Annotated in this window: 20 protein-coding genes; 7 read left to right on the top strand and 13 right to left on the bottom strand. The window is 33.2% G+C overall.

Annotated features, from left to right (window positions below):
* The first annotated feature begins 43 nt into the window (after window positions 1–43).
* On the top strand, window positions 44–985 hold the full coding sequence (locus KA900_RS01085) for a diacylglycerol/lipid kinase family protein (RefSeq protein ID WP_096810708.1): 942 nt from the start codon (window positions 44–46) through the stop codon (window positions 983–985).
* Between the two features lie 190 nt (window positions 986–1,175).
* Here the strand turns inward: KA900_RS01085 and KA900_RS01080 are convergent, their stop codons facing one another.
* From KA900_RS01080 to KA900_RS01055, 6 genes are all read right to left on the bottom strand, one after another.
* A complete protein-coding gene (locus KA900_RS01080; RefSeq protein WP_096810709.1) occupies window positions 1,176–1,724 on the bottom strand; it encodes a 5' nucleotidase, NT5C type in 549 nt (182 codons plus the stop codon).
* Window positions 1,725–1,952: 228 nt separating this feature from the next.
* On the bottom strand, window positions 1,953–3,008 hold the full coding sequence (gene hisC, locus KA900_RS01075) for a histidinol-phosphate transaminase (protein WP_096810710.1): 1,056 nt from the start codon (window positions 3,006–3,008) through the stop codon (window positions 1,953–1,955).
* A 193-nt stretch (window positions 3,009–3,201) separates the two neighbouring features.
* Window positions 3,202–4,716, bottom strand: coding sequence for an ABC transporter permease/substrate-binding protein (locus tag KA900_RS01070; RefSeq protein WP_096810711.1), 1,515 nt, complete (start codon window positions 4,714–4,716; stop codon window positions 3,202–3,204).
* A complete protein-coding gene (locus KA900_RS01065) occupies window positions 4,713–5,675 on the bottom strand; it encodes an ABC transporter ATP-binding protein (RefSeq protein ID WP_096810712.1) in 963 nt (320 codons plus the stop codon). The genes KA900_RS01070 and KA900_RS01065 overlap by 4 nt, the downstream gene beginning before the upstream one ends.
* A gap of 290 nt (window positions 5,676–5,965) precedes the next feature.
* Complete coding sequence (gene recQ, locus KA900_RS01060; protein WP_119488013.1) at window positions 5,966–7,744, bottom strand: DNA helicase RecQ; 1,779 nt, start codon at window positions 7,742–7,744, stop codon at window positions 5,966–5,968.
* Between the two features lie 13 nt (window positions 7,745–7,757).
* Window positions 7,758–9,638, bottom strand: a complete 1,881-nt coding sequence (locus KA900_RS01055; protein ID WP_103372534.1) for an ABC-F family ATP-binding cassette domain-containing protein — start codon at window positions 9,636–9,638, stop codon at window positions 7,758–7,760.
* Window positions 9,639–9,750: 112 nt separating this feature from the next.
* Between KA900_RS01055 and KA900_RS01050 the strand changes: the two genes are divergently transcribed.
* Window positions 9,751–10,569 (top strand): ZIP family metal transporter, encoded by an 819-nt coding sequence (locus KA900_RS01050; protein WP_103372535.1) that lies wholly within the window; start codon window positions 9,751–9,753, stop codon window positions 10,567–10,569.
* 462 nt (window positions 10,570–11,031) lie between these two features.
* Here the strand turns inward: KA900_RS01050 and ltaS are convergent, their stop codons facing one another.
* The 7 genes from ltaS to KA900_RS01015 form a co-directional block, all read right to left on the bottom strand.
* Window positions 11,032–12,972 (bottom strand): polyglycerol-phosphate lipoteichoic acid synthase LtaS, encoded by a 1,941-nt coding sequence (ltaS, locus tag KA900_RS01045; RefSeq protein WP_096810716.1) that lies wholly within the window; start codon window positions 12,970–12,972, stop codon window positions 11,032–11,034.
* A 955-nt stretch (window positions 12,973–13,927) separates the two neighbouring features.
* Complete coding sequence (locus KA900_RS01040) at window positions 13,928–14,932, bottom strand: 5-oxoprolinase subunit C family protein (protein ID WP_103373317.1); 1,005 nt, start codon at window positions 14,930–14,932, stop codon at window positions 13,928–13,930.
* Window positions 14,920–15,627, bottom strand: coding sequence for a 5-oxoprolinase subunit B family protein (locus KA900_RS01035; RefSeq protein WP_096810718.1), 708 nt, complete (start codon window positions 15,625–15,627; stop codon window positions 14,920–14,922). The genes KA900_RS01040 and KA900_RS01035 overlap by 13 nt, the downstream gene beginning before the upstream one ends.
* Window positions 15,624–15,803 (bottom strand): hypothetical protein, encoded by a 180-nt coding sequence (locus tag KA900_RS01030; protein ID WP_157772557.1) that lies wholly within the window; start codon window positions 15,801–15,803, stop codon window positions 15,624–15,626. Before KA900_RS01030 ends, KA900_RS01035 begins: the two co-directional genes overlap by 4 nt.
* A gap of 249 nt (window positions 15,804–16,052) precedes the next feature.
* A complete protein-coding gene (locus KA900_RS01025) occupies window positions 16,053–16,661 on the bottom strand; it encodes an aminotransferase class IV (protein ID WP_119488012.1) in 609 nt (202 codons plus the stop codon).
* Window positions 16,661–17,800 (bottom strand): chorismate-binding protein, encoded by a 1,140-nt coding sequence (locus KA900_RS01020; protein ID WP_103373315.1) that lies wholly within the window; start codon window positions 17,798–17,800, stop codon window positions 16,661–16,663. Before KA900_RS01020 ends, KA900_RS01025 begins: the two co-directional genes overlap by 1 nt.
* Complete coding sequence (locus KA900_RS01015; protein ID WP_103373314.1) at window positions 17,784–18,377, bottom strand: anthranilate synthase component II; 594 nt, start codon at window positions 18,375–18,377, stop codon at window positions 17,784–17,786. The genes KA900_RS01020 and KA900_RS01015 overlap by 17 nt, the downstream gene beginning before the upstream one ends.
* 246 nt (window positions 18,378–18,623) lie before the next feature.
* On the opposite strand from KA900_RS01015, the gene queC reads away from it, so the two are divergent.
* The 5 genes from queC (at window position 18,624) to KA900_RS00990 (ending at window position 21,585) form a co-directional block, all read left to right on the top strand.
* Window positions 18,624–19,295, top strand: coding sequence for a 7-cyano-7-deazaguanine synthase QueC (gene queC, locus KA900_RS01010; RefSeq protein ID WP_115342360.1), 672 nt, complete (start codon window positions 18,624–18,626; stop codon window positions 19,293–19,295).
* A gap of 1 nt (window position 19,296) precedes the next feature.
* The gene (queD, locus tag KA900_RS01005; RefSeq protein ID WP_096810724.1) at window positions 19,297–19,722 is read left to right on the top strand and encodes a 6-carboxytetrahydropterin synthase QueD; all 426 of its coding nucleotides are present in this window, start codon (window positions 19,297–19,299) and stop codon (window positions 19,720–19,722) included.
* Window positions 19,715–20,431 (top strand): 7-carboxy-7-deazaguanine synthase QueE, encoded by a 717-nt coding sequence (gene queE / locus KA900_RS01000; protein WP_210139183.1) that lies wholly within the window; start codon window positions 19,715–19,717, stop codon window positions 20,429–20,431. The genes queD and queE overlap by 8 nt, the downstream gene beginning before the upstream one ends.
* Window positions 20,432–20,675: 244 nt before the next feature.
* Window positions 20,676–21,269 carry a hypothetical protein gene (locus tag KA900_RS00995; protein ID WP_210139182.1) on the top strand — a complete coding sequence of 198 codons (594 nt, stop codon included), beginning with the start codon at window positions 20,676–20,678 and terminating at the stop codon, window positions 21,267–21,269.
* Between the two features lie 61 nt (window positions 21,270–21,330).
* A complete protein-coding gene (locus KA900_RS00990) occupies window positions 21,331–21,585 on the top strand; it encodes a GlsB/YeaQ/YmgE family stress response membrane protein (RefSeq protein ID WP_096810727.1) in 255 nt (84 codons plus the stop codon).
* Window positions 21,586–21,613 lie beyond the last annotated feature (28 nt).

Raw genomic sequence — 21,613 nt, 5'->3', positions numbered from 1 at the left:
AAGTTTAGGAGAAAACAAAATTCAAAGGAATATGGTGACTCAATTGGAAAGTAATAAATTCAAACACGGTGTCTTATTTTATCATGAACAAAGCGGTATTAAAGATATTTATAGAGGATTAGGAGATGTTGCAACGTCGTTAACTACATTTTGCAAACATCTTTCTATACAATTAAGTGAAAATGAAGGAGATATTATTCAATATTGTCAAAAGATTAAAAACCAAAGTTACAGTGATGATGTTGATATTATCTTTATTCTAGGTGGAGACGGGACAATAAATGAATTAGTAAACGGCATCATGCAACATGAATTGGATGTCCCTATCGGTATTATCCCTGGTGGTACATTTAATGACTTTGTTAAAACGTTAAACATAAGCCCACGTCATAAAACCGCTAGCCAACAACTTATCCAATCAGAGTTGCAATCCTACGATGTTATGAAAATTAATGACCAATACGCATTAAACTTTGCGGGATTGGGACTCATTGTGCAAAATGCTGAAAATGTTCAAAACGGTAACAAAGATCTCTTTGGTAAATTGAGTTATGTAAGTTCTACTGTTAAAACATTGCTTAACCCAGAACACTTTGACTACAAATTGACAGTAGATGATACAGTCATTGATGGTAATACAGCGATGCTTGTCGTTGCAAATGGCTTATTCATAGGTGGCAGTCGCATACCTTTAACAGACCTTTCTCCTAATGATGGGTATTTAAATTTATTTATTTTTGAAGAACATAGTTCAAGCGTCCTAAGTGATATATTTAAACAAAGAGACAGCATGAATTGGAATCATATGACAGACGGTATTCAACATCTCTTATCTAAAAAGATATCCATAGAAACTGAACCTCAAATAAAGGTCGATATCGATGGAGAAATTGCATTGAAAACGCCCATTAATATTGAAATAATACCTAACGCAATTAAAATTTTAACCTTGCCTGCTAATAAAAAAGAACAATATGATGATTAAACTTATTATCACATTAACAAGAGCGATAAAAACATCTACATTACAGATTGTTTCATCGCTCTTTGTTTGAGTTAGATAATAAATATCTTATAAAAAGTTAAATTTCTGTTTAACTGATATCTATTTGACTGGTTATAAAAAACTTCTATTTCTAGATAATGATTTATAACTACTTTTTATCTTGTCTATCTTAAATGTTATATTCGCTATCGCCTAAGAAATATTGCTCCACATCATACCAATTATTCACCCGTGTAAACCTGTCATCATTCACGTTATGTGAAGCTGTGTACATGATTGATTTACCAGTAAATATCGCGAGTTGGCGCGGATTGTCATCGATTAAATAATCTGCATTAACGATATCTTTGCGACCGCAAAATACAAAATGCTGTGGGTCTAAAAACGGAAAATATTCTCTTAACCATGCATACTTGTCATGAAATGAAGTCGGGACATCCATCGCAGCAGTAGCAATAAATACATCGTAATGTTCAGTAAGTTTTTTAACTACTTTTTGCGAATGTGCCATTACTTTTAATTTTTTGAAAAAACCTGGCTCGCGTAAAATTTCATGTAGTAAGCCATCATGTTCTGGCATTGCGTGTCTTAATTTCTTGCCATCTAACATGTCATACGTAATTCCCAAATCTGTACGTTTATTTACATCTTCAATAAGTGCGCCTACTGTATCAGCAAGCACTTCATCCATATCAATAGCAATTGATTTTCTTGTCATCTAATACTCTACTCCCTTTTAAAATCTCATTCCTCAATTATTCTAATGTGCTAATCTTGTATCCTATCACATTATTGCGCTATGAATCACTAACAGTATAGCAAAAAACGCTCAACTAAACCAAATTTATATATAGCTTTCTCATATAATCTTACAGCAATTATATATCTATACTATGGTGTTAATATATTTGAGTTCGTTGAGCGTTTTATTTTTATATTTAAAGTTTTATAGATTAAAGTTATTTAAAACTTCAATCATTTTATCATTTTGTTCTGGGAATCCTATTGTAATTCTAACACCGTTAGGAAATTCTCTTGTAATACATCCTACTTTTAATAATGCTTCATATAATTCGTGTGGCTTAGATGTATGCACAAAAATGAAATTCGTTTGACTTGGGTTTAATCGATCACTTTTCACTAAATTAAAAAATTTAGTTCTTTCTCGTGCATTTTTTTCACGAATAGAAGTTAAATAATCTTGGTCTGCCAATGCTGCTAGTGCAGCATGTTCTGATAGACGCCCTACGTTAAATGGTGGACGAATGATATTCCATTTCTCAATAGCTTCTTGGGCAGCAACAACATAACCGATACGCATACCTGCTAAGCCATATGCTTTAGAGAAAGTTCTAAGTAAGAAGGCATTCGAGAATGCTTCTTGTAATGCTAATGAATTAGGAAAATCTTCAGCCGTTACGAATTCGACATAAGCCTCATCAATAATTACTGGAATATGACTTGGCACACGTTCTAAGAAACTTTTTAATTCATTATGTGTAAAATATGTACCAGTAGGGTTGTTCGGATTACATAGCCATACTAATTTGGTATTATCGTCAACTTCGGATAAGATACCTTCTAAATCAAATCCGCCTTCTTTTAAAGGTACTTGCACAACGTCTGCCGATTCTACAATTGCATTATGATAATATTGGCCAAAAGTCATCTCACTTGTGACGATTTTATCCCCTGCTGTTAGCACAGCACGCGAAATCATCAATATAACTTCATCTAGCCCTGCGCCAAATAAAATACGTGCAGGATCAACGTTTAAATGCTTACTTATTGCTTCTTTAATTAACGGAGAACCCGTTTCAGGGTAAAATTGCAATTCATCTAAATGATTTTTAATTGCTTCTTTTACTTTTGGAGATGGTCCATACAAGTTTTCGTTAGAGGCTAATTTATACAACTCACCTTCAATCCCGTATTGTTCTTTTAATGCTCTAGGTGATAAGCCTGGTTGGTATGCTGATAATTGTTCAATTTGTTTTTTCATTGTTAGTTCGGGCCTCCTTAAATTTACAGAAATTTCAAAACTTAGTAACTATTATAAACCTTATGCCTATTGAAAATCAATGCGCCTTTATTTATAAAACCAGAGTTGTACACCAAAAATAAATACAAGTTCAAATGAACCCGCTTATTTTCTAGCTAATAAAGGTTTCATTGAACTTGTATATATCTATGAGTTAATCCACTAAATCATGTTTTTCTAGATAATTTTTCGCTACCTGATATGGATCTTGTTTTTTTACTGTAACTTCATAATTCATTTGTTGCATATCTTCATCAGAAATTTTATCTTCCAGTTTATTCAGTGGTGCTTTTATTTCAGGATGAGATTCTAAATACGACGTTTTAAACATTGGAGCGCCTTGATATGGAGGGAATACTTTTTTATCATCCTCTAGTATAACCATATCATATTGCTTTAACTCAGCATCAGTTGAATATGCGTCTATTAAATTAATATCGCCGCTTTCAACTGCTTGATATCTTAATTTTGGTTCCATTGTCTTCGCTTTACCAACATTTAAATCATATGCTTTTTTAACTGCTGGATAGCCATCACTACGGTCGTTAAACTCTAACGTAAAACCAGGTTTAATCTGATCGCTCACTTTATTCAAATCACCTATTGTTTTGAGGTCATGTTTTTCTGCAAAATCTTTTTTTACCGCTAATGAATAAGTATTATTGTATTTCATTGGCTTCAACATTGTTATATCATATTTATCTTCTAAACTCGATTTAGCTTGATTATATACTTTATCTTCTTGCTTAGATTTTAAATCTTCTTTCGTTAATTCTCCAAGCACAGTTCCTGTAAATTCTAGATAACCATCGATATCATCAGATTTCAATGCGTTGAAAAGGAATGTGGTTTTCCCCATACCATCTTTAACTTCAACTGTGTTATCTGTTTCATCTTCAATTAAAATCTTATACATATTTGTAATTACGGATGGTTCTGAACCAAGTTTACCTGCTAATGTAATCTTATCACCTTTTTGTGCAAGCATTGGTCCAACAATAACTAATAGCAATATGACGACCATTGAACCGAGAGAAATAAGTAATTTTTTGTAAGAAATTTTTTGCATATAACGCAGAACTAAATCAAATAGGATCGCTAATAAAGCGGCAGGAATAGCACCAATGATTATAAGTGATGTATCATTTCTATCAATACCTAAAAGAATTAAATCACCTAAACCCCCAGCACCTATTAAAGCTGCCAACGTAGCAGTTCCTATTATAAGCACCATAGCCGTTCTAATACCTGCCATAATTACTGGGGTCGCTAATGGTAATTCTACTTTCGTTAGTCTTCGCCCTGGTTTCATACCGATACCTTTTGCAGCTTCTATTAGTGAGCTATCTACCTCACTAATGCCTGTATATGTATTTCTTAATATCGGCAATAATGCATAAACAACTAATGCAATGACTGCGGGAACCTTCCCAATGCCAAACAATGGTATCATCAACCCTAATAATGCTAATGATGGTATTGTTTGCAATACTGCTGCAATATTCATCACAATTTCAGAGATCTTATCTGTTTTTGTTAGCAAAATACCAAGTGGAACACCAATTACTGCAGCGATAAGTAGCGCGATAAAAGATATCTGTATATGTTCTAATATCGTAGTTAATAATTGTCCCTTACGGTCTAAAAGCGTATTGATCAATTCATTCATTTATCACTACCCCCCGTACGTTTCGACAGATATTGGAACATATCTTCTCGTTTAAGCACATGTTGTGTAGCAGTCGCTTCATCGTCAATAATAATAGCTTCATGGTTTGCCAAATCACTATAAATATTTTTAACTGATTGATTACTACTAACAATTGGATACCCTTGTGTTGCCTCTGATTCACTAATCGTTAAATCACCGATAAGTTCTGATAATTTGATATCTTTTTCTATTTTTGGCACTTTATCCCCAATAAACTGTTTTACAAAATCACTTTTAGGATGGTTAACCATATTTTCTGGAGTATCTATTTGTTCGACATGTCCTTTGTCTAACAAACAAATTCTGTCACCCAGTTTCATGGCTTCTTGTATATCATGCGTTACGAAAACAATTGTTTTTTTAATTTTTTGTTGTAATTCAATTAAGTCATCTTGCAGCTTCTCTCTACTGATTGGGTCTAGGGCACTATACGGTTCATCCATTAAAATAACTGGAGGATCAGCCGCTAAAGCACGCACTACACCAACACGTTGTTGTTGGCCTCCTGACAACTCATCCGGTTTTCTATCTTTGTATACTTCTGGTTCTAATCCGACCATATCCATTAATTCATCTATACGTTTATCAATATCTGCTTCTTTCCATTTTTTCATTTGCGGTACTTGTGCAATATTTTCTTTGATGGTTAAATGGGGGAACAATGCGATTTGTTGTAACACATAACCTATGTCCCAGCGCATTTCATAAACAGGGTAATCACTTATCGGTTTATCTTTGAAATAAATATACCCTTCTGTTAATGAAATTAAGCGATTGATCATTTTTAGCGTGGTCGTTTTTCCACAACCTGAAGGACCAATTAAAACAAAAAATTCACCCTCGTCTATATTAAAACTGAGATTATCTACAGCTGTTTTATCCCCATAACGTTTTACTACGTTTTTAAATTCTATCACTTTGTCACCCTCACTCTATTCATAGCACTTCACTATCTCTTTAAAATAAATACATATATTAATCACATAACCTATTTGCTAACAAGTTAATCTTATTATTTCTATAATCTAGTATAAAAAAAGAAGTTAATTCTCAACTAACCAATATAACTATTGTATTTGTATTCGCATAGTATACCTATAGTTGTCAAATTAACTTCGCTTTTTCAATAATTCCAAAATAATAAATTTTAATATCATTAAAAGTAAGTATATACGTTTATATATTCGAAAAACAATTATCTGCTCAATTAGATTTGAGCTTTATATGATTGGATGGTATCTAAAAATATGGGGCAATAGTGTTTTAATTTATAACTTCCAACGCCATCAATCAATATCATTTCTTGTTTGGATTCTGGTTTTCTTTTTGCAAACTCTTCTAAAGTAAAATCTGAAAATATACTCACAGGTGGAATGTCTAATTTTTCACTTAATTGTTTACGAACATCAATCAATTCATCAAATAACGCACGGTCAACACCTTCAACTGTATTAATATTTACTTTTTCTTTTGATTTACGTTTAAACGGCGTCGTGTAAATCGCAACCTCATTATTCAATAATTCTTTAACAGAAACATCACAAATTAATATTTCATCATGTTCATTTAAAAACCCTTTAAATCGTAATTCGTCAATAAGATGGCTGAGTTCTGACGTTGTATAGTTTTTCATAATACCATGCGTTGACAATTGATTGTAATCACAGTAGCGAATGTAATCAGAATCTTCACCTCTTAAGACTTGTATGATAACACTATAACTTTCTTGTTGCTTCATACGCGCAATACAACTCACAATCATCTTAGCCTCATTAGTCATATCGTACGTTTTATTTTCCCTAACGCAGTTACTACATTGGCCACATTCTTCAAGTTTTTCATTTGGCTCAAAATAATGAACCAAGGTTGCTTCTAAACATTTTTTAGTCTTTGTATAGAGAAGCATTTTACTCAATTTTTCACCCATTTTTTCTTTATAGTCATCGTCTGCCTTCGATGATGAAATAAAGTACTGGTGCAAACCGATATCTCTATCACTGAATAAAAGAATACAATCACTTTTTAGACCGTCACGACCTGCACGGCCTGCTTCTTGATAATACGACTCTAAATCCCCAGGCATATTATAATGAATAACAAACCGCACATTGGATTTGTCAATCCCCATACCAAAAGCATTAGTCGCCACGACCACGCGAACACGGTCGTATACAAAGTCATTTTGTGCCGCTTCGCGTTCTTTATTTGATAAACCGGCGTGATAAATAGTGCTATTAACCTTATGATTCTCAAGCGCTTCGTGCAATTCTTCCACTTGTTTTCGTGTTGAACAATAAATAATACCTGCTTCTTTACTATGATCTGCAACGTATTCTAAAACAAATTTTTGTCGTTGATATGTAGGATTAACTTGAAACACTAAATTACGACGTTTCGTGCTTGTTTTAATTTCATCTTGTTTGTCGATATTCAAGCGATCCATAATATCTTTTTGCACTTCAATCGTGGCTGTTGCTGTCAGCGCTACAATTGTAAAATCTTGTGGTAAAGTAAAAACTTTGTGAATGACTTCTTGGTAACTTGGTCTAAAATCATGGCCCCATTTTGAAATACAGTGTGCTTCATCAAATGCGACCAGGTATATTTCTAACTGCTGTAACAAACGCATAAAGTAAGCATTGTCGAAGCGTTCCGGTGCGACATATAGGAATTGGATTTCTCCATTTTTTAATTGCGCTTCAATTTGTTTTTGTTGCTTTTGCGTCAAACTACTATTTAAATATGCTGCGTTAATACCCATGGCCTTTAATTGATCAACTTGGTCTTTCATCAACGAGATTAAAGGGCTGATTACGATTGTTGTGCCGCCTAACATTAATCCTGGTACTTGATAACAAATTGATTTTCCCCCACCAGTTGGTAAAACGCCAAGTACATTATGATGATCCATTACTTTAGTTATTATTTCTTTTTGACCTGGACGAAAGGTGTCATAGCCAAAATAATGTGATAACGTTGCTTCCATGTTATAAAATCCCTCATTGTTCTTTTAGTTCTTCAAGTTCGCTCCATCTTGTTATATCTGCTTCGTATAAAGCATTGAGTCTTTGTTGTTCTTCATTTAATTCTTTTACTTTAGCATAATCAGAACTTGCTTCTACCATTTCTTGCTCAATTGCTTCTAATCTATGCTCAGTTGTTTCAATACGTTCTATAATTGTTTCATATTCCTTTTTCTCTTTATAAGATAAACCTTTTTTCTGTTTCTTTTCATGCGTTGATTTGGCTTTCGTTTGTTGTTTTTCTTGCGCTTGTTGTTTTTCTAAATCTTTTTGGTACGCTTCATAATCTTCAAAACTGCCTATGATACGATCCATCTTTCCATCATGGATATACCAAAATTCTTGAGCAACTTTATTTAAAAAGTATCTGTCGTGGCTCACGGTGATTACAGTGCCACCAAAAGTAGCAATATAATCTTCTAAAATCGTTAAAGTTTCAGTATCTAAATCATTAGTTGGTTCATCTAATAATAAAACATTCGGTTGATGTACGAGTAATTTTAATAAATATAACCTCTTTTGTTCTCCACCAGATAGTTTATACACTTTCTTTCCATGTGTAGTACTTGGAAATAGGAAACGCTCTAATAGTTGTGTAACAGAAACTGCCGTGCCATCTTTTTCTTTAGCCACTTCACTCTCTTCTCTTAAGTAATCAATCATTCTAATATCTCTATCCATGCGCTCTTCGGTTTGTTTAAAATAAGCAATTTTGACAGTTTGACCAACTTTTAATACCCCTTCAAATGATTGGTCATCACCGTTTAAAATATTCAGCAATGTCGTTTTACCTGCACCATTGGGACCGACAATACCAATTTGTTGTCCATTTTTAATAATTTCAGTGATATGTTCAAATAACGTTTTATTGCCTATACATTTTGATATATCTTCAAGTTCGAATACCTGTTTTCCTAATCTTGAATATGCGAGATTTAAGGAAGCTTTATCTTGTTGGTGTTGATTTTTGACGTCTTCCTCTAAATCTTTAAAACGATTTTTTCGTGCTTGCTGTTTGGTAGAACGTGCCTTTACACCTGCACGCATCCATGCTAATTCTTGTTTATATAAAGCACGTTGTTTAGCTTGTTGTTTTTGTTCAATGACTTCATTTTCAGCACGTTGCGCAATGTAATCCTCATAATTACCAGGGTATGTTGTTAATTTACCACGATCTAATTCAATAATGCGGGATGATACTTCATTTAAGAAAAAACGATCATGTGTAACAAACAATACAGTGTGAGGGTATTGTTTTACATAATTAATTAACCAATTAATTGACTCAAAATCTAAATGGTTTGTAGGCTCATCTAATAATAATAAGTCAGGTTGTTCTATAAGTGTCTTCGCAAGCCCGACACGTTTTTGTTGTCCACCTGATAATGCTTTCACTTTTTTAGCTGTGTCATTGATGCCTAATTTTGATAGAATCGTTTTGATTTCAGCACTATAATCCCAAGCTTGATAATTATCCATCGCTTCCTGTGCTTGCATCATTTTTTGGAAATCTGTTTCACTCTGTGTCTCACTATAGCGTACTACGGCAGCTTCATAAGCGCGTATCACTTGAAGCGTCTTGGTTTCAGAAGTTAATACTGCTTCAAAAACGGTTAAATCATCTTGAAATTCTTGCTTTTGAGATGAATAACGTATGCGGTAAGCATTAGGGTGTGAGATTTCTGCTTCAAAATCTTCATCCAAACCCGCGATGACTTTCAATAACGTACTCTTTCCTGTACCATTTATGCCCACGAGTCCTATTTTCTCACCTTCAGAAATAGACAGATGTAAATCATCAAAAATGATTTTATCGGCATATGATTTATGTAAATGTTCAATTTTGTAGGCTTCCATCGTCCAACATCCTTTTTAATATCGAAAATTATAATGAATTCTGTTAAACTTAATTTCAGTTCTATATATTATACACCTTTTTGAACTCAAATGATACAAGGGAGCGTAGCTTATGTCGGATTTTTTCCAAGATTTACCTCCTTTTATCCAAGCATTAATTGCAGGTATCATCACTTGGTTACTTACTGCATTAGGTGCTGCAGCCGTTTTTATTTTCAAAAGAGTTAACGATAAAATACTTAATTCAATGCAAGGTTTTGCTGCAGGCATTATGATTGCTGCAAGTTTCTGGTCTCTACTACAACCCGCCATCAATTATGGTGCAGGATCAGCTTTTGCATGGGCACCAGCAGCTATCGGTTTTTTATTGGGCGGTTTTTTCATTCGCGCTTTAGATTTAGTTATTCCACACATACACCCAAACACCCAAGATACGAACCAATACCAAGAAGGTGTAGGAACTAAAAAACTCAATAAGAATACTTTGCTCGTATTAGCAATAACGTTACATAATATACCAGAAGGTCTCTCTATTGGTGTAGCTTTTGGAGGCGTAGTAGCTGGTAATGGGCAAGCAACGTTGTTAGGTGCACTTGGTTTAGCTATCGGTATCGGTATTCAAAACATTCCGGAAGGTGCTGCACTCTCTATGCCTATTAGAGCAGCTGGCGCTTCAAGATGGAAAGCTTTCAACTATGGACAGGCTTCTGCTATTGTTGAACCGATATTCGCTACTATAGGTGCTGCAGCCGTTCTATTCATTACGCCAATGTTACCATATGCACTTGCGTTTGCAGCTGGTGCTATGATATTTGTTGTTGTAGAAGAGCTTATCCCAGATTCTCAAGCTAGTAATAACACTGATTTAGCTACATTAAGCTTAATGTTAGGCTTTACAATTATGATGATTTTAGATGTTGCACTTGGATAAAGGAGTATTATGACAATACTTGAACAAAAGAACCGGGCTCAATTAGAGGGTTTTATTACACGCTTTGTTAGCCTGCTATGATATTGATAATTAATTTATTAACGTATGCAATAAATATCATTCTAGGTTTAATCACCTGCTTTCAATATCAAAGAAAGAAGAACTAGACAGAAATGACACTTTCTAAATAGGTTTCATTGTCCTCTTTGGCAAGAACGACTAGGATAAACGTTTAGATTAAGTGAATCGCATGAATGATTCATTTTTATAAGCGCATTTTCAGACCAGTCCACTTGCCCCAATAATACAAATGAGCCGGAGACATTGCACCTTATGTCTCCGGCTCATCTTTGTTTGTAAGATAGTTATGTAAACACACGTTTCAGTCAACCTGAGGAAAATGCCAGATAAAATATTAAGCCCCCATCCATTATTTAAATGGAATGAGGGCTTATCATTTAACTATTTTTTCTCTTGTCCTTTTGGTCCTGGTTCGTATTTATATTGGGATGGTTTGACTTTATCGAAATCGGGATTATCATAAAATCTCAATAAATCACCGTTAATCACGTCGTCACTCATTTCCAAGTCTTTTTCAGCTTGTTGTTTTCGTGCATCAAAATCGCTTGGTTTTTCAGTAACCGGTTCGTTATTCTTATTATCGTATATTCTACCATTTACATATTTATAGTCTTTGGTAACAAAATCACCATTTCTAAATGGTACTGTATCATTATGATCTTTTGATAATAAGTCCGTTCCCATCATTAAATAGTTTTTAGTGTCAATACCCATCAAATGGAGCAATGTAGGCATAACATCTGCTTGCCCAGCATATGTCTTATCTACAGTGCCTTCTTTACCAGGTATTTTCAACCAGAAGCCTGTGCGGTTTAAATCAGTGAACTTAGCTGGTGTAATCTCTTCACCTAATAATTTTTCCATTGCTTTGTTATGGTTTTCTGAAATACCATAATGGTCACCATAAATCATAATAACAGAATCATCATAGATGCCTTTCTCTTTCAATTCATTGACAAACTCTTCTAATGATTCATCTAAATATCTAGCCGTTTGTACATAACCATCTACAGTTGAATCTCCAGTATTTGGCTTATCAATTGACGCGTCTTCTGGCGATAACGTAAATGGATAGTGGTTCGTTAATGTGATTAAATGGCTATAGAAAGGTTCTTTTTCTTTCGCTAGGTAATTCGCTGACTCTTTAAAGAACTCTTTATCTTTTAGACCTAAATTTTCAAGATTTTCTTCAGACATGTCATAATAGGTCGCATCATAAAATTTATCGATACCAAAATGTCTGTATACTTGGTCACGATTCCAGAACGTTTTATAATCTCCGTGCATTACGCTTGATGTATAACCTTGTTGTTGATGTAAAATAGCTGGCAATGCTTGGTACGTATTATCACCTTTAAGTGAGAATGCTGAACCTTGAGGCAGTCCATATAAACTATTATCCATCGTGAACTCTGAGTCAGAAGTTTTACCTTGTCCTGTTTGATGGAAGAAGTTTGGATAATATCTATATCCTTCATTACCAGTTGAAAGTTTATTCAAGAATGGCGTTACTTCTTCTCCATTTACTTTTTTATTAATTAAGAACGTTTGGAAACTTTCTAAATGTATTTTAATCACATTTTTCTTTTTAGCCGCGCCAAAATATTCTTTGTTTGGCTCGGTTCTTTTTTGTTTTGTGTAATTCAATACTTTAGTTAAATCATCTTCATTGGCCAACGCTTTTTGTTGATTATTTTGAATTGTTTTCACACCATCATAAACTGTGAAATTATACGGGCCTAAGTATTTTACTAAGTATTTATGGTCAAATGTACGTGTTAATAATTCTGGACGATCTGATTCTGCAAAAGCAAGGTTCAGGAAGAACAATGCAACAGATGCTGCCATGATTACCGGGACAAACTTTTTACTAAACACCCGTTTATCTAACCATTTTTGTTTGAAAATTAATATAAATAAATAAATGATTGTATCAATAAAGTAAGCAAAGTCATACCATTTAAATGAAGCAGAAACAGCGCCTCCCATTGATTCAACATTCCCTACTTGGTTTAATGTACTAAATGTTAAGAAATCAGAGAAAAATCTAAAATACACTACATTTGCGTATAATAGGAAAGTTAAAAGAAAACCACCTATAAATATAAACCAAAAGGCTTTCTTACCTTTGAAAAATAAGAAAATACTCAATACTAAAGCGATTAAACTATATGGATTCATTAATAAGATTAAGTTTTGAACTAACCCTTTAACACCTAAAGAAAAATCAACATAGTATGAAAAATACGTTTTAGCAGTAACTGTTAAGACAGTTATGATAAAAAACGCAAAAAGAGTTAATTTCTTTTTGTGTAGACTCATGTTTGTTCCCCCGATATAAATTAATAAAAGTTGGTCCTAGTACCTAGTCCAATAAAATATATTTGTAATCATTGTTAGTTCGTAGTTAACATCTTCTAACTATACTTTTATCGTTATTTGCGAAAGTTAAAATTTATAAAAATATGGTTTACAATTTATATAGCTAAATTCAACCAAATCTCACTTATGAGTACTTGTTTCATCAATGATCAATTAATTCTATTAATTAAAAATATTTTCTAAAAATTTGTGAATTATAGGTGTTTTATTGTAAATTACGTTATTGTTCAGAATTATGATTGTTATTTACATCGCTTTTACTACTACTTTACCATGTAATATTTTTGTAATAAAACGATTATAGTTCAATTAATAAATATAAAGCAATTCTTAAGTAATATCAAGTAAAAACACACTTTTTTTCATAAAAAACCCCTATCAAAACCTTTTATGAAGGCATTGTTAAACGCGTATGAAAACAAGATTAAATTAAAGTAAAAAATTAAATTTCCTATATAATTATACGTGTTTCATGCGACGAATTAATCAGACTATGGACCTATTTAAATCAAAGAGGGATTATACCTATTGAGTTAAACAACCATTTAACATGAGTATACGTATAAAACGCTAGTTACACTTTAAATAAAAAGCCTGGAACATAAGCAATATCCCAGGCAATTTTTGGTATTGGCTCTCAAGCAATGAAGTGCTAATGTATTTATATAAGACTTTTAAAGCAAAACTTATATGTGAGCCCTAGCGCTTATATTCTTTTTTCTAGTTATGGTTGCTCAAATACCACAGCAAAACCATTCTATAAAATTTGATTTAGACTTGTCTCATTAGTATCAGCTATCGTAATATGATTTTAATTTCAATTTTGATGTGAGTTAAAATGTGATTGTAGTATTGCATTCGTGCGCAACTATATTCTATAAAGACACTACGTTAACTATTTTAACATCTCTAGTTGCATTCTATACTCAATTCCATGAAATAGTTGGTTTAACCAATTCGTATATTTTATTAGATTTTTTTCTGCAGTTTCGATATCTATAAATTGGAATTTCAATTTAGTTCCGGGATGTTTCTGCCCTAATTTTGTTAAATGATAACTTGCAACAGTTCCAATTTGGGGGTAACTCCCTAGTGTGTAGTGATCGTTTAATAAAATGATTGGGGTGCCATCTCTTTTCACTTGGATTGTTCCGATTTGAACAGATTGATGCGCCGGCATGTCTTCATAAAATGCTTTAACAGGCTGTCCCTCTACATACATCCCTACTCTATTCGCTTTACTTGTTACTTTATATTCTCCATAAGTGAATCGATTTAATGCATCTTGATCAAAATCTTCTGTACCTTTATTTTTAATGACATGGAACACATCTGACATATAGTTAAAAGAAAGCGCATAACCGTCTATACCCCAATTCGTTTGGTGCGTATGTTCAAGATTTTCAAAAAGTTTATAATGACGTTCTGTATAGTTACGTTTCATGTTGATTTCATCGCCTTTTTCTAATCTACGACCATGAAATCCTCCTATTTTAGACATAAAGTCTGTAGATGCAGACCCTAACCACTCGTCTAACTCGAAGCCCCCACCTACGGCTAAATAAACTCTTGAAGTACGTGTAGTTTCTGTAAATTCAAGCACGTCTCCTTTTTCCATTAAATAAAGTTTATTTGGTAAAACTTTTAATTGTTCTGTTTTAGCTTTAAAATTCCCACCGCTTAGTGCAATTAAAGTTGACTCAGTAAAACGAATACTAGCCATTCTGTTTGTCATTTCCAAAGTAGCTTCATTTTTATCATTAGCTACTAAACGATTAGCAATTTCGTGTGAGAGTGGATCTAAAGCACCTCCAGGAATCACGCCGTTATGTTCATAGCCTTTACGACCAAAATCTTGGAAACTAGAGAATAATCCTTCACTTTCTATTATGATTGACATGGTTCAAAGCCTCCTAAATCCAGTGCTTCCTCAGTAATTGCGTTAAACTGTACATTATCACCTAATTTTAGAGTAGTGAAATCTGATTGATGCGGGTTAAATAATTCAACTGGAGTATAACCGATGACTAGCCAATCTCCATACGTATCAATTGTAGTAATGCCTGTTTTTTTTCCTTCAATGATTACTGATCCTGCCGGGATAAAGACTTTTTTGCCCCCTGTATGATTTACAAATAAACGTTTATCCATACCAGTTAAATAGGGAAAACCAGGAGAATATCCCATCATTGACACAAAGTAGTTTGGAGCTGTATGCAATTTTACAAATTTATCAAAATCCATTTCATAATATTTTAATAAAGATGCTAAATCAGGCCCAAAATCACTCCCGTATACTACAGGTATTTGTATTGGGTCCGCCGTTTTTTCTACATGTTTAATTTCTAACTTTACAGATTGCAACAATGCTTTCATGTATAGAAATGGTGATTTTATGTTGTGATGTTTAATCATATCTCGCGCATCATAGCAAATCATCATATCAGACTCTGTCGGTACAATTTCTGTAATAAATGGATAGTTTTTATTAACAAGATATGTTTTTAATGCTAGTAGGTCTTCAGTTAAATCCTTAGAAACCTCTTTTTCTATAGAAACCACAATGGCTTGATCACCTTGACTGTATATCTTCATAAATTCACCTCATCTATTGTTTCTATCGATAAAATACATTCAATATCTGCGTTAAATATCTTATTATTTCTTTGACTAAAGCGTAAATAAATATCAACTGAATCGCGCATGATATAGTGACTATTAATTTTGTAATATAATATTTTTGCTGTTTCATTAAATAATTCGCGTGCCATTTAGTAAGCACACTTAGAATAATAATTAATAAAAACCATAGCACTATCATTATTTTGCCTCACTCGCCGACATTAAATTTTTTAAGATTTATCTTACTTCATTTATATTGTTTTAATTATAATTTTAGAATACGTCATCTCATTTTATTTATTAAATGTTGATAGCGGAGTTATAGTAAACTGCTTTTTCAACACCTTAACTACAATCATTAGAATGGAAAAATATATATTTCTTATACTTTCTATATTCTATAGATTTATTTCAACATCGGCAACCTCTCTCAAACTATTTATTAGAAAAACCTTTATTTGATGGCGGCTTAATTTTTCTCTAAATTCTTGTATATCATAATTTTTTTCAATTAATCTACCTTCATCTATAAGTGCTTGCCTTTTGCAACCTTTTAAAAAATCGTTATCAAAAACAGGCGTATACAATTCATTTCTCTCTTTAATCATAATATTACCTATATCAAATTCTAATATTTTACCTTCTTTATCATATAATAATATGAGATCTGTCTCATGATTGTGCATTAAATGTGCCCTGTTTGTTGTTTTATTTGTGAGTATACGGTTATCTTGAATAGGCTGTAACTGAACAAGTTTAGCTGTAAAGCTATCTTTTGGTGGTAAACTTGCTAACTCGCAATCAAATACGCCATTTGGATTAAGTAATATTTTTACTCTATAGGTGTCATTCGAGCACAACGCTTTAATTTCTCTAATGATTGCATGCCATCTTTCATCTTGAAATGTAATGTGAAAGTGTTCTGCAGACCGCTTCATTCTGTCATGATGATAAGATAACCTTAAAAAATCTCCTGCTTCTAATTTCAACGTTTCAAATAATTGCATTATAATCTCTCCAATATTTTAGTCTTATCTTTAAATTCTTGTACTTCTGCTTCAGGATTGGAATCTATTGTAATACCTGCTCCCACACCATATACTGCTTCTCCGTTTATATATTGTATTGTACGAATTGGTACATTAAATATAGATTTCCCACTAGGTAACAACAAACCAATTGTGCCACAGTAGCCATTTCTAGATGTTTGTTCTAATTGTTTAATATAGGTCATTGTGTTGAGTTTCGGCGCACCAGTAATAGAACCGCATGGGAATATTGCTTTTAATATACTTTCTAAAGACAAATGGCGTCCCAACTGTCCAGTTACCATGGAGGTCATTTGATAGACTGTCTGGTATGTTTCAATATGAAATGGTTTGTAGACTTTCACCGTTCCAGTATTAGCAATTCTACTAATATCATTGCGTAATAAATCAACAATCATTACATTTTCAGCTCTGTCTTTCGTGGAACATATTAACTGATTTAAATTATCTCGATCTTCTAATTCTGTTTTACCCCTAGCAATTGTACCTTTCATAGGTTTGCTTAAAATGGTGTTAGATTGTTTTTTAAAAGGTCCGTATTGAAAGAAAAGCTCTGGAGACAATGATGCAATTTGCACTTCATCTGTGTCGATTAATGCAGAATAATAACCATGGTTGTCTCTTTGCAATACATGGTACAATTCAGAGATTGGCCCTCGTATATCGTCTTTTAGCCTTGTCGTATAATTGACTTGATATGTATTGCCTTCAGTTATAGCATGTTGTACCCATTTGATGTGTTTAATCATTTGTTCATGTGCATATTGGAAGGTAAAATGATGTTTCTTTTGATATCCATTACACACTTTTTTCCCTTCATTTTTTGCTTGTTTAAATACATAAGCGGCTGCATATATAAATGAAGATTCTGATTCGATAGTTGCCATTTGACTGTTGAAGTAAGTAGCTGCTTCATAAGGCAAATATAAAGCGACATAATCGCCATTATTTTGATGCGTCTCAGCAAAACGTACAACTTCTCCTACCTCTTCAATGTGGTATGCAATTTTTTTACGCAAATATTTTGTGAGTTGCAATTGATATGTTTCATTTTGTTCTTCATCTATGTAATAACGATAATTAAACTTTATTTGCATGATATGCCTCCACAATTTCAATAAATAATTTAATTTGTTCTATACCGTACTCACTTAAAATTGATTCAGGATGATATTGCACACCGTAAACAGCATCATCTTGATGTGCACATGCCATAATAACACCTTCATCATTGATAGCTGTAGCGCGTAGTATTGAAGGAAATGTATGTATGTTAGCCATTAAGGAATGATAACGCATGACCGAAAACGTCGTAGGTAAGCCTTTAAAAATGTCTGTACCTTTATGCGTAATGAAAGTTGTATGACCGTGAATTGGTTTTTTGTTTTTTATAATGTCACCGCCGAAATGTGTAACTATGAGTTGAAATCCTAAACAAACACCTAAAATCGGGACATGTTTGGCAAATCGGTCTATCACTTTGTTCAGTATAGGATAATCTATTGGCTTGCCTGGCCCTGGCGATATGACAATCGCTTCTGGTTTCATACCGAAAATCTCATCTATAACAACTTCATCAACATCAATAACAAACACTTCTCTTGCATAGCATTGTTTAAGATAATCTACAATATTATATGTGAATGAATCTTTATTATCGATTACAAGTAGCATTAAATCACCTCAATAGTATTTATATAAACATTTATTATGTTCATTATCCCAAATCCTAACTTGATTTTACAGCTTAAATGTATTATTCTAGTCACGGTATAAATGAAACAGAGGTTTCTAGCTGACACCCTCTATAAAAAACTAGACACCGGAACGACGTCTATCTTTTTTATAGAGATAGACGTTTTTTTATGGCGTCATAACATTTATATGAAAGCTAATATATTTTAAGGAGTGTAAATTAGAATGACGCAACGCACATTAAACAATAATAAAGCCATCGTCGTATTTAGCGGCGGTCAAGATAGTACGACATGTTTATTTTGGGCTAAAGCACATTTTGAAGAAGTCGCTTTGGTCACTTTCGAATATGGTCAACGACATGATACAGAAATCCAAGTTGCTAAACAAATTGCTAAGGAACAACAAGTTGAACACCATGTACTCGATATGTCACTATTATCTCAACTCACTCCGAACGCATTAACACAACATGATATGGATATCGAAGAAGGAGAAGATGGCGTACCAAATACTTTTGTACCAGCACGTAACCTATTATTTTTATCTTTTGCTGGGGCTTTGGCATACCAAACTAATGCAAAACATATTATTACTGGCGTTTGTGAAACTGACTTTTCTGGCTACCCTGATTGTCGTGATAGTTTTATTAAATCAATGAACGTCACACTTTCGCTCTCTATGGATAAATATTTTGTCATCCATACACCACTTATGTGGCTTGATAAGAAACAAACATGGGCATTGAGTGATGAGCTGGGTGTACTCGACTATATTAGATATCAAACTTTAACTTGTTATAACGGTATTGTCGGCGAAGGCTGTGGCGAGTGTCCTGCGTGTAAACTACGTGCTCGAGGATTAAACGCTTATTTAGAAGAAAAAGGAGCGAAATAATATGTTCCAACAACATTACCCTAGCATTAACCATAACTACCAGTTTGAACTTAATAAAGATTTTAATTTTTCAGCCGCGCACTATATTCCGAGTGATGACGCTGGAAAATGTATGCGTACTCACGGCCATACTTACTTTGTAAATTTAACTATTGGTGGGGACGTCTTAGATCATAATGGTTTCTTAGTGAATTTTAGTGAATTGAAAAAGTTAGTGCATGATCAATTTGATCACCATTTATTAAATGAATTACCACAATTTAAAGATAAAAGCCCTTCCACAGAAATAGTTGCGCAAACCATTTACGAAATGGTGCAAACCTCTTTAAACGAAAGAGCCAATCAACCACAATGCTTACAAGTTTATGTAAGAGAAACACCAACGAGTTATGTCATATTTAGACCAAAGGAGTTAAATCATGAGTAAAATTCCTGTTCTTGAAATTTTTGGCCCAACCATTCAGGGCGAAGGTCGTGTCATTGGTCGTAAGACGATGTTTGTACGTACAGCTGGGTGCGATTACCGATGTAGCTGGTGTGATTCTAGTTTTACATGGGATGACAGTGCAAAAGAAGATATACGTATGATGAATGCTGAAGAAATTTATGCGGCATTATATGACCTTGCTGGTGAGTCGTTTAATCACGTGACCATTTCTGGTGGCAACCCTGCTTTAATCAGAGGAATTCAGGGCTTAGTGGATTTGTTTGAAGAAAAAGGTATACAAAGCGCCTTAGAAACACAAGGTAGTAAATTCCAACCATGGATGACACAAATTGATGATTTAACGATTAGCCCTAAACCACCTAGTTCAATGATGAAGCCAAACTTACCTATCTTAGATGACGTTATTGCAAAATGTGTCCCAGAAACACTAAATCTAAAAGTTGTTATTTTTGATGATGATGATTATGAGTTTGCTAAAATGATTCATCACCGGTATCCCGATACCCCTTTTTATCTACAAGTTGGTAACCCCTACTTAGATGGCGAGTATGTCGAAGCACATACAGAAAAATTACTATCATTATACGAAACGCTTGTAGATCGAGTAATGGTAAGTAATGATATGAATAATGTATATGTATTGCCTCAATTACACACTTTACTCTGGAGTAACAAAAAAGGTGTTTAAATTGTGTCGAATAACCGGTTCATTGTATAATGCCTTTTGTCTATACAATGAACCGTTTTTTCATTTGAATCAATAGACTTAGGAACAATAGTCACTGTATATGTATAATGATTTAAATTAATAACCTTTTACAGGTTGACTCGTTTTTATTTCATAAATTATAAAATATCAACTGTTATTAAATGATTAAATTAAACTTACTTGATATAATGTTGCAGTGAAGTATCTAGGTTAGGAGAGCAACATGCTAATAAATATAATCATAAATATAGCTACGGTATTAATCATTCTAGGTATTGATTTATATCGTCAGAATTTCAAACAACTTAAGTTCAGCTCTATACTTTTAGCAATAACTATAAATGCTATGATCAATTTAGTTATTGTGGGCAAATATGATTACATAACATTTTATACTTGTGTTCAATTGATTATTTGGACAATGCTACAATTGTATTTAAATAAAAAGATCAAAGTATATGTGATTACTGATCAAAAATTGATTGGTTTCATTTTATCAATTATCATGAGTACATCTTTAATCCTTTCATACGATACAAGTAACGATTCTTACTATATGTCTATTCCATATTTAGCACCGGCCATTTTTATTATAGGCGCAACTTTGTTGTTCTATAGTACTTTCCAAACACAAGAAAAAGAACAAATTAAAGTATTAAATCGTATTCGCCGGCCTATCACGATTGGACAAATATGTATTATATTATCTTTTACTATCATGACTTTATTAACACCGTATTGGTATGCCTTTATTATTGTACATTTGTTATTTATACTTTTTTTATTATGGCAGAATATATTTTTTTCACAAAAATGATTAACAAATTATATTTTGTGGTATGTAATAATAGTTAAATAAATTATAGAGGAGGTATATCATGTTTGGATTTATCCTTATGTTAATCGTCGGTGGTTTAATCGGTTGGATTGCTGGTGGCATCTTAGGTAAAGATATCCCCGGTGGCATTATCGGTAATATCATTGCTGGTGTTGTAGGCTCTGCACTGGGTTCTTGGATTTTAGGCGATTGGGGTTGGCACTTAGGTGGCATTGCGATATTCCCTGCGCTTATCGGAACGATTATCCTTGTAGCGCTCTTATCATTTATATTAGGTAAATTGCGCAAAAAATAATATATCATATTTAAATAACCCCAGATTA

Source organism: Staphylococcus sp. GDY8P120P, assembly GCF_017892065.1.
Lineage (GTDB): Bacteria > Bacillota > Bacilli > Staphylococcales > Staphylococcaceae > Staphylococcus > Staphylococcus nepalensis.
Note: the sequence above shows the minus strand (reverse complement) of the source record. Positions and strands in the feature narration are given on the sequence as shown.

Excerpts from the sequence above, each read along its gene's own strand:
- KA900_RS01030 (WP_157772557.1), bottom strand. The coding sequence starts at position 15,803 with ATGGCACGCGAATTATTTAATGAAACAGCAAAAATATTATATTACAAA.
- KA900_RS01055 (WP_103372534.1), bottom strand. The coding sequence starts at position 9,638 with ATGGAAGCCTACAAAATTGAACATTTACATAAATCATATGCCGATAAA.
- queC (WP_115342360.1), top strand. The coding sequence starts at position 18,624 with ATGACGCAACGCACATTAAACAATAATAAAGCCATCGTCGTATTTAGC.
- KA900_RS00990 (WP_096810727.1), top strand. The coding sequence starts at position 21,331 with ATGTTTGGATTTATCCTTATGTTAATCGTCGGTGGTTTAATCGGTTGG.
- KA900_RS00995 (WP_210139182.1), top strand. The coding sequence starts at position 20,676 with ATGCTAATAAATATAATCATAAATATAGCTACGGTATTAATCATTCTA.
- recQ (WP_119488013.1), bottom strand. The coding sequence starts at position 7,744 with ATGGAAGCAACGTTATCACATTATTTTGGCTATGACACCTTTCGTCCA.
- KA900_RS01050 (WP_103372535.1), top strand. The coding sequence starts at position 9,751 with ATGTCGGATTTTTTCCAAGATTTACCTCCTTTTATCCAAGCATTAATT.
- queD (WP_096810724.1), top strand. The coding sequence starts at position 19,297 with ATGTTCCAACAACATTACCCTAGCATTAACCATAACTACCAGTTTGAA.
- KA900_RS01020 (WP_103373315.1), bottom strand. The coding sequence starts at position 17,800 with ATGCAAATAAAGTTTAATTATCGTTATTACATAGATGAAGAACAAAAT.
- KA900_RS01040 (WP_103373317.1), bottom strand. The coding sequence starts at position 14,932 with ATGTCAATCATAATAGAAAGTGAAGGATTATTCTCTAGTTTCCAAGAT.
- KA900_RS01035 (WP_096810718.1), bottom strand. The coding sequence starts at position 15,627 with ATGAAGATATACAGTCAAGGTGATCAAGCCATTGTGGTTTCTATAGAA.
- KA900_RS01070 (WP_096810711.1), bottom strand. The coding sequence starts at position 4,716 with ATGAATGAATTGATCAATACGCTTTTAGACCGTAAGGGACAATTATTA.
- ltaS (WP_096810716.1), bottom strand. The coding sequence starts at position 12,972 with ATGAGTCTACACAAAAAGAAATTAACTCTTTTTGCGTTTTTTATCATA.
- hisC (WP_096810710.1), bottom strand. The coding sequence starts at position 3,008 with ATGAAAAAACAAATTGAACAATTATCAGCATACCAACCAGGCTTATCA.
- KA900_RS01080 (WP_096810709.1), bottom strand. The coding sequence starts at position 1,724 with ATGACAAGAAAATCAATTGCTATTGATATGGATGAAGTGCTTGCTGAT.
- KA900_RS01025 (WP_119488012.1), bottom strand. The coding sequence starts at position 16,661 with ATGCAATTATTTGAAACGTTGAAATTAGAAGCAGGAGATTTTTTAAGG.
- KA900_RS01015 (WP_103373314.1), bottom strand. The coding sequence starts at position 18,377 with ATGCTACTTGTAATCGATAATAAAGATTCATTCACATATAATATTGTA.
- queE (WP_210139183.1), top strand. The coding sequence starts at position 19,715 with ATGAGTAAAATTCCTGTTCTTGAAATTTTTGGCCCAACCATTCAGGGC.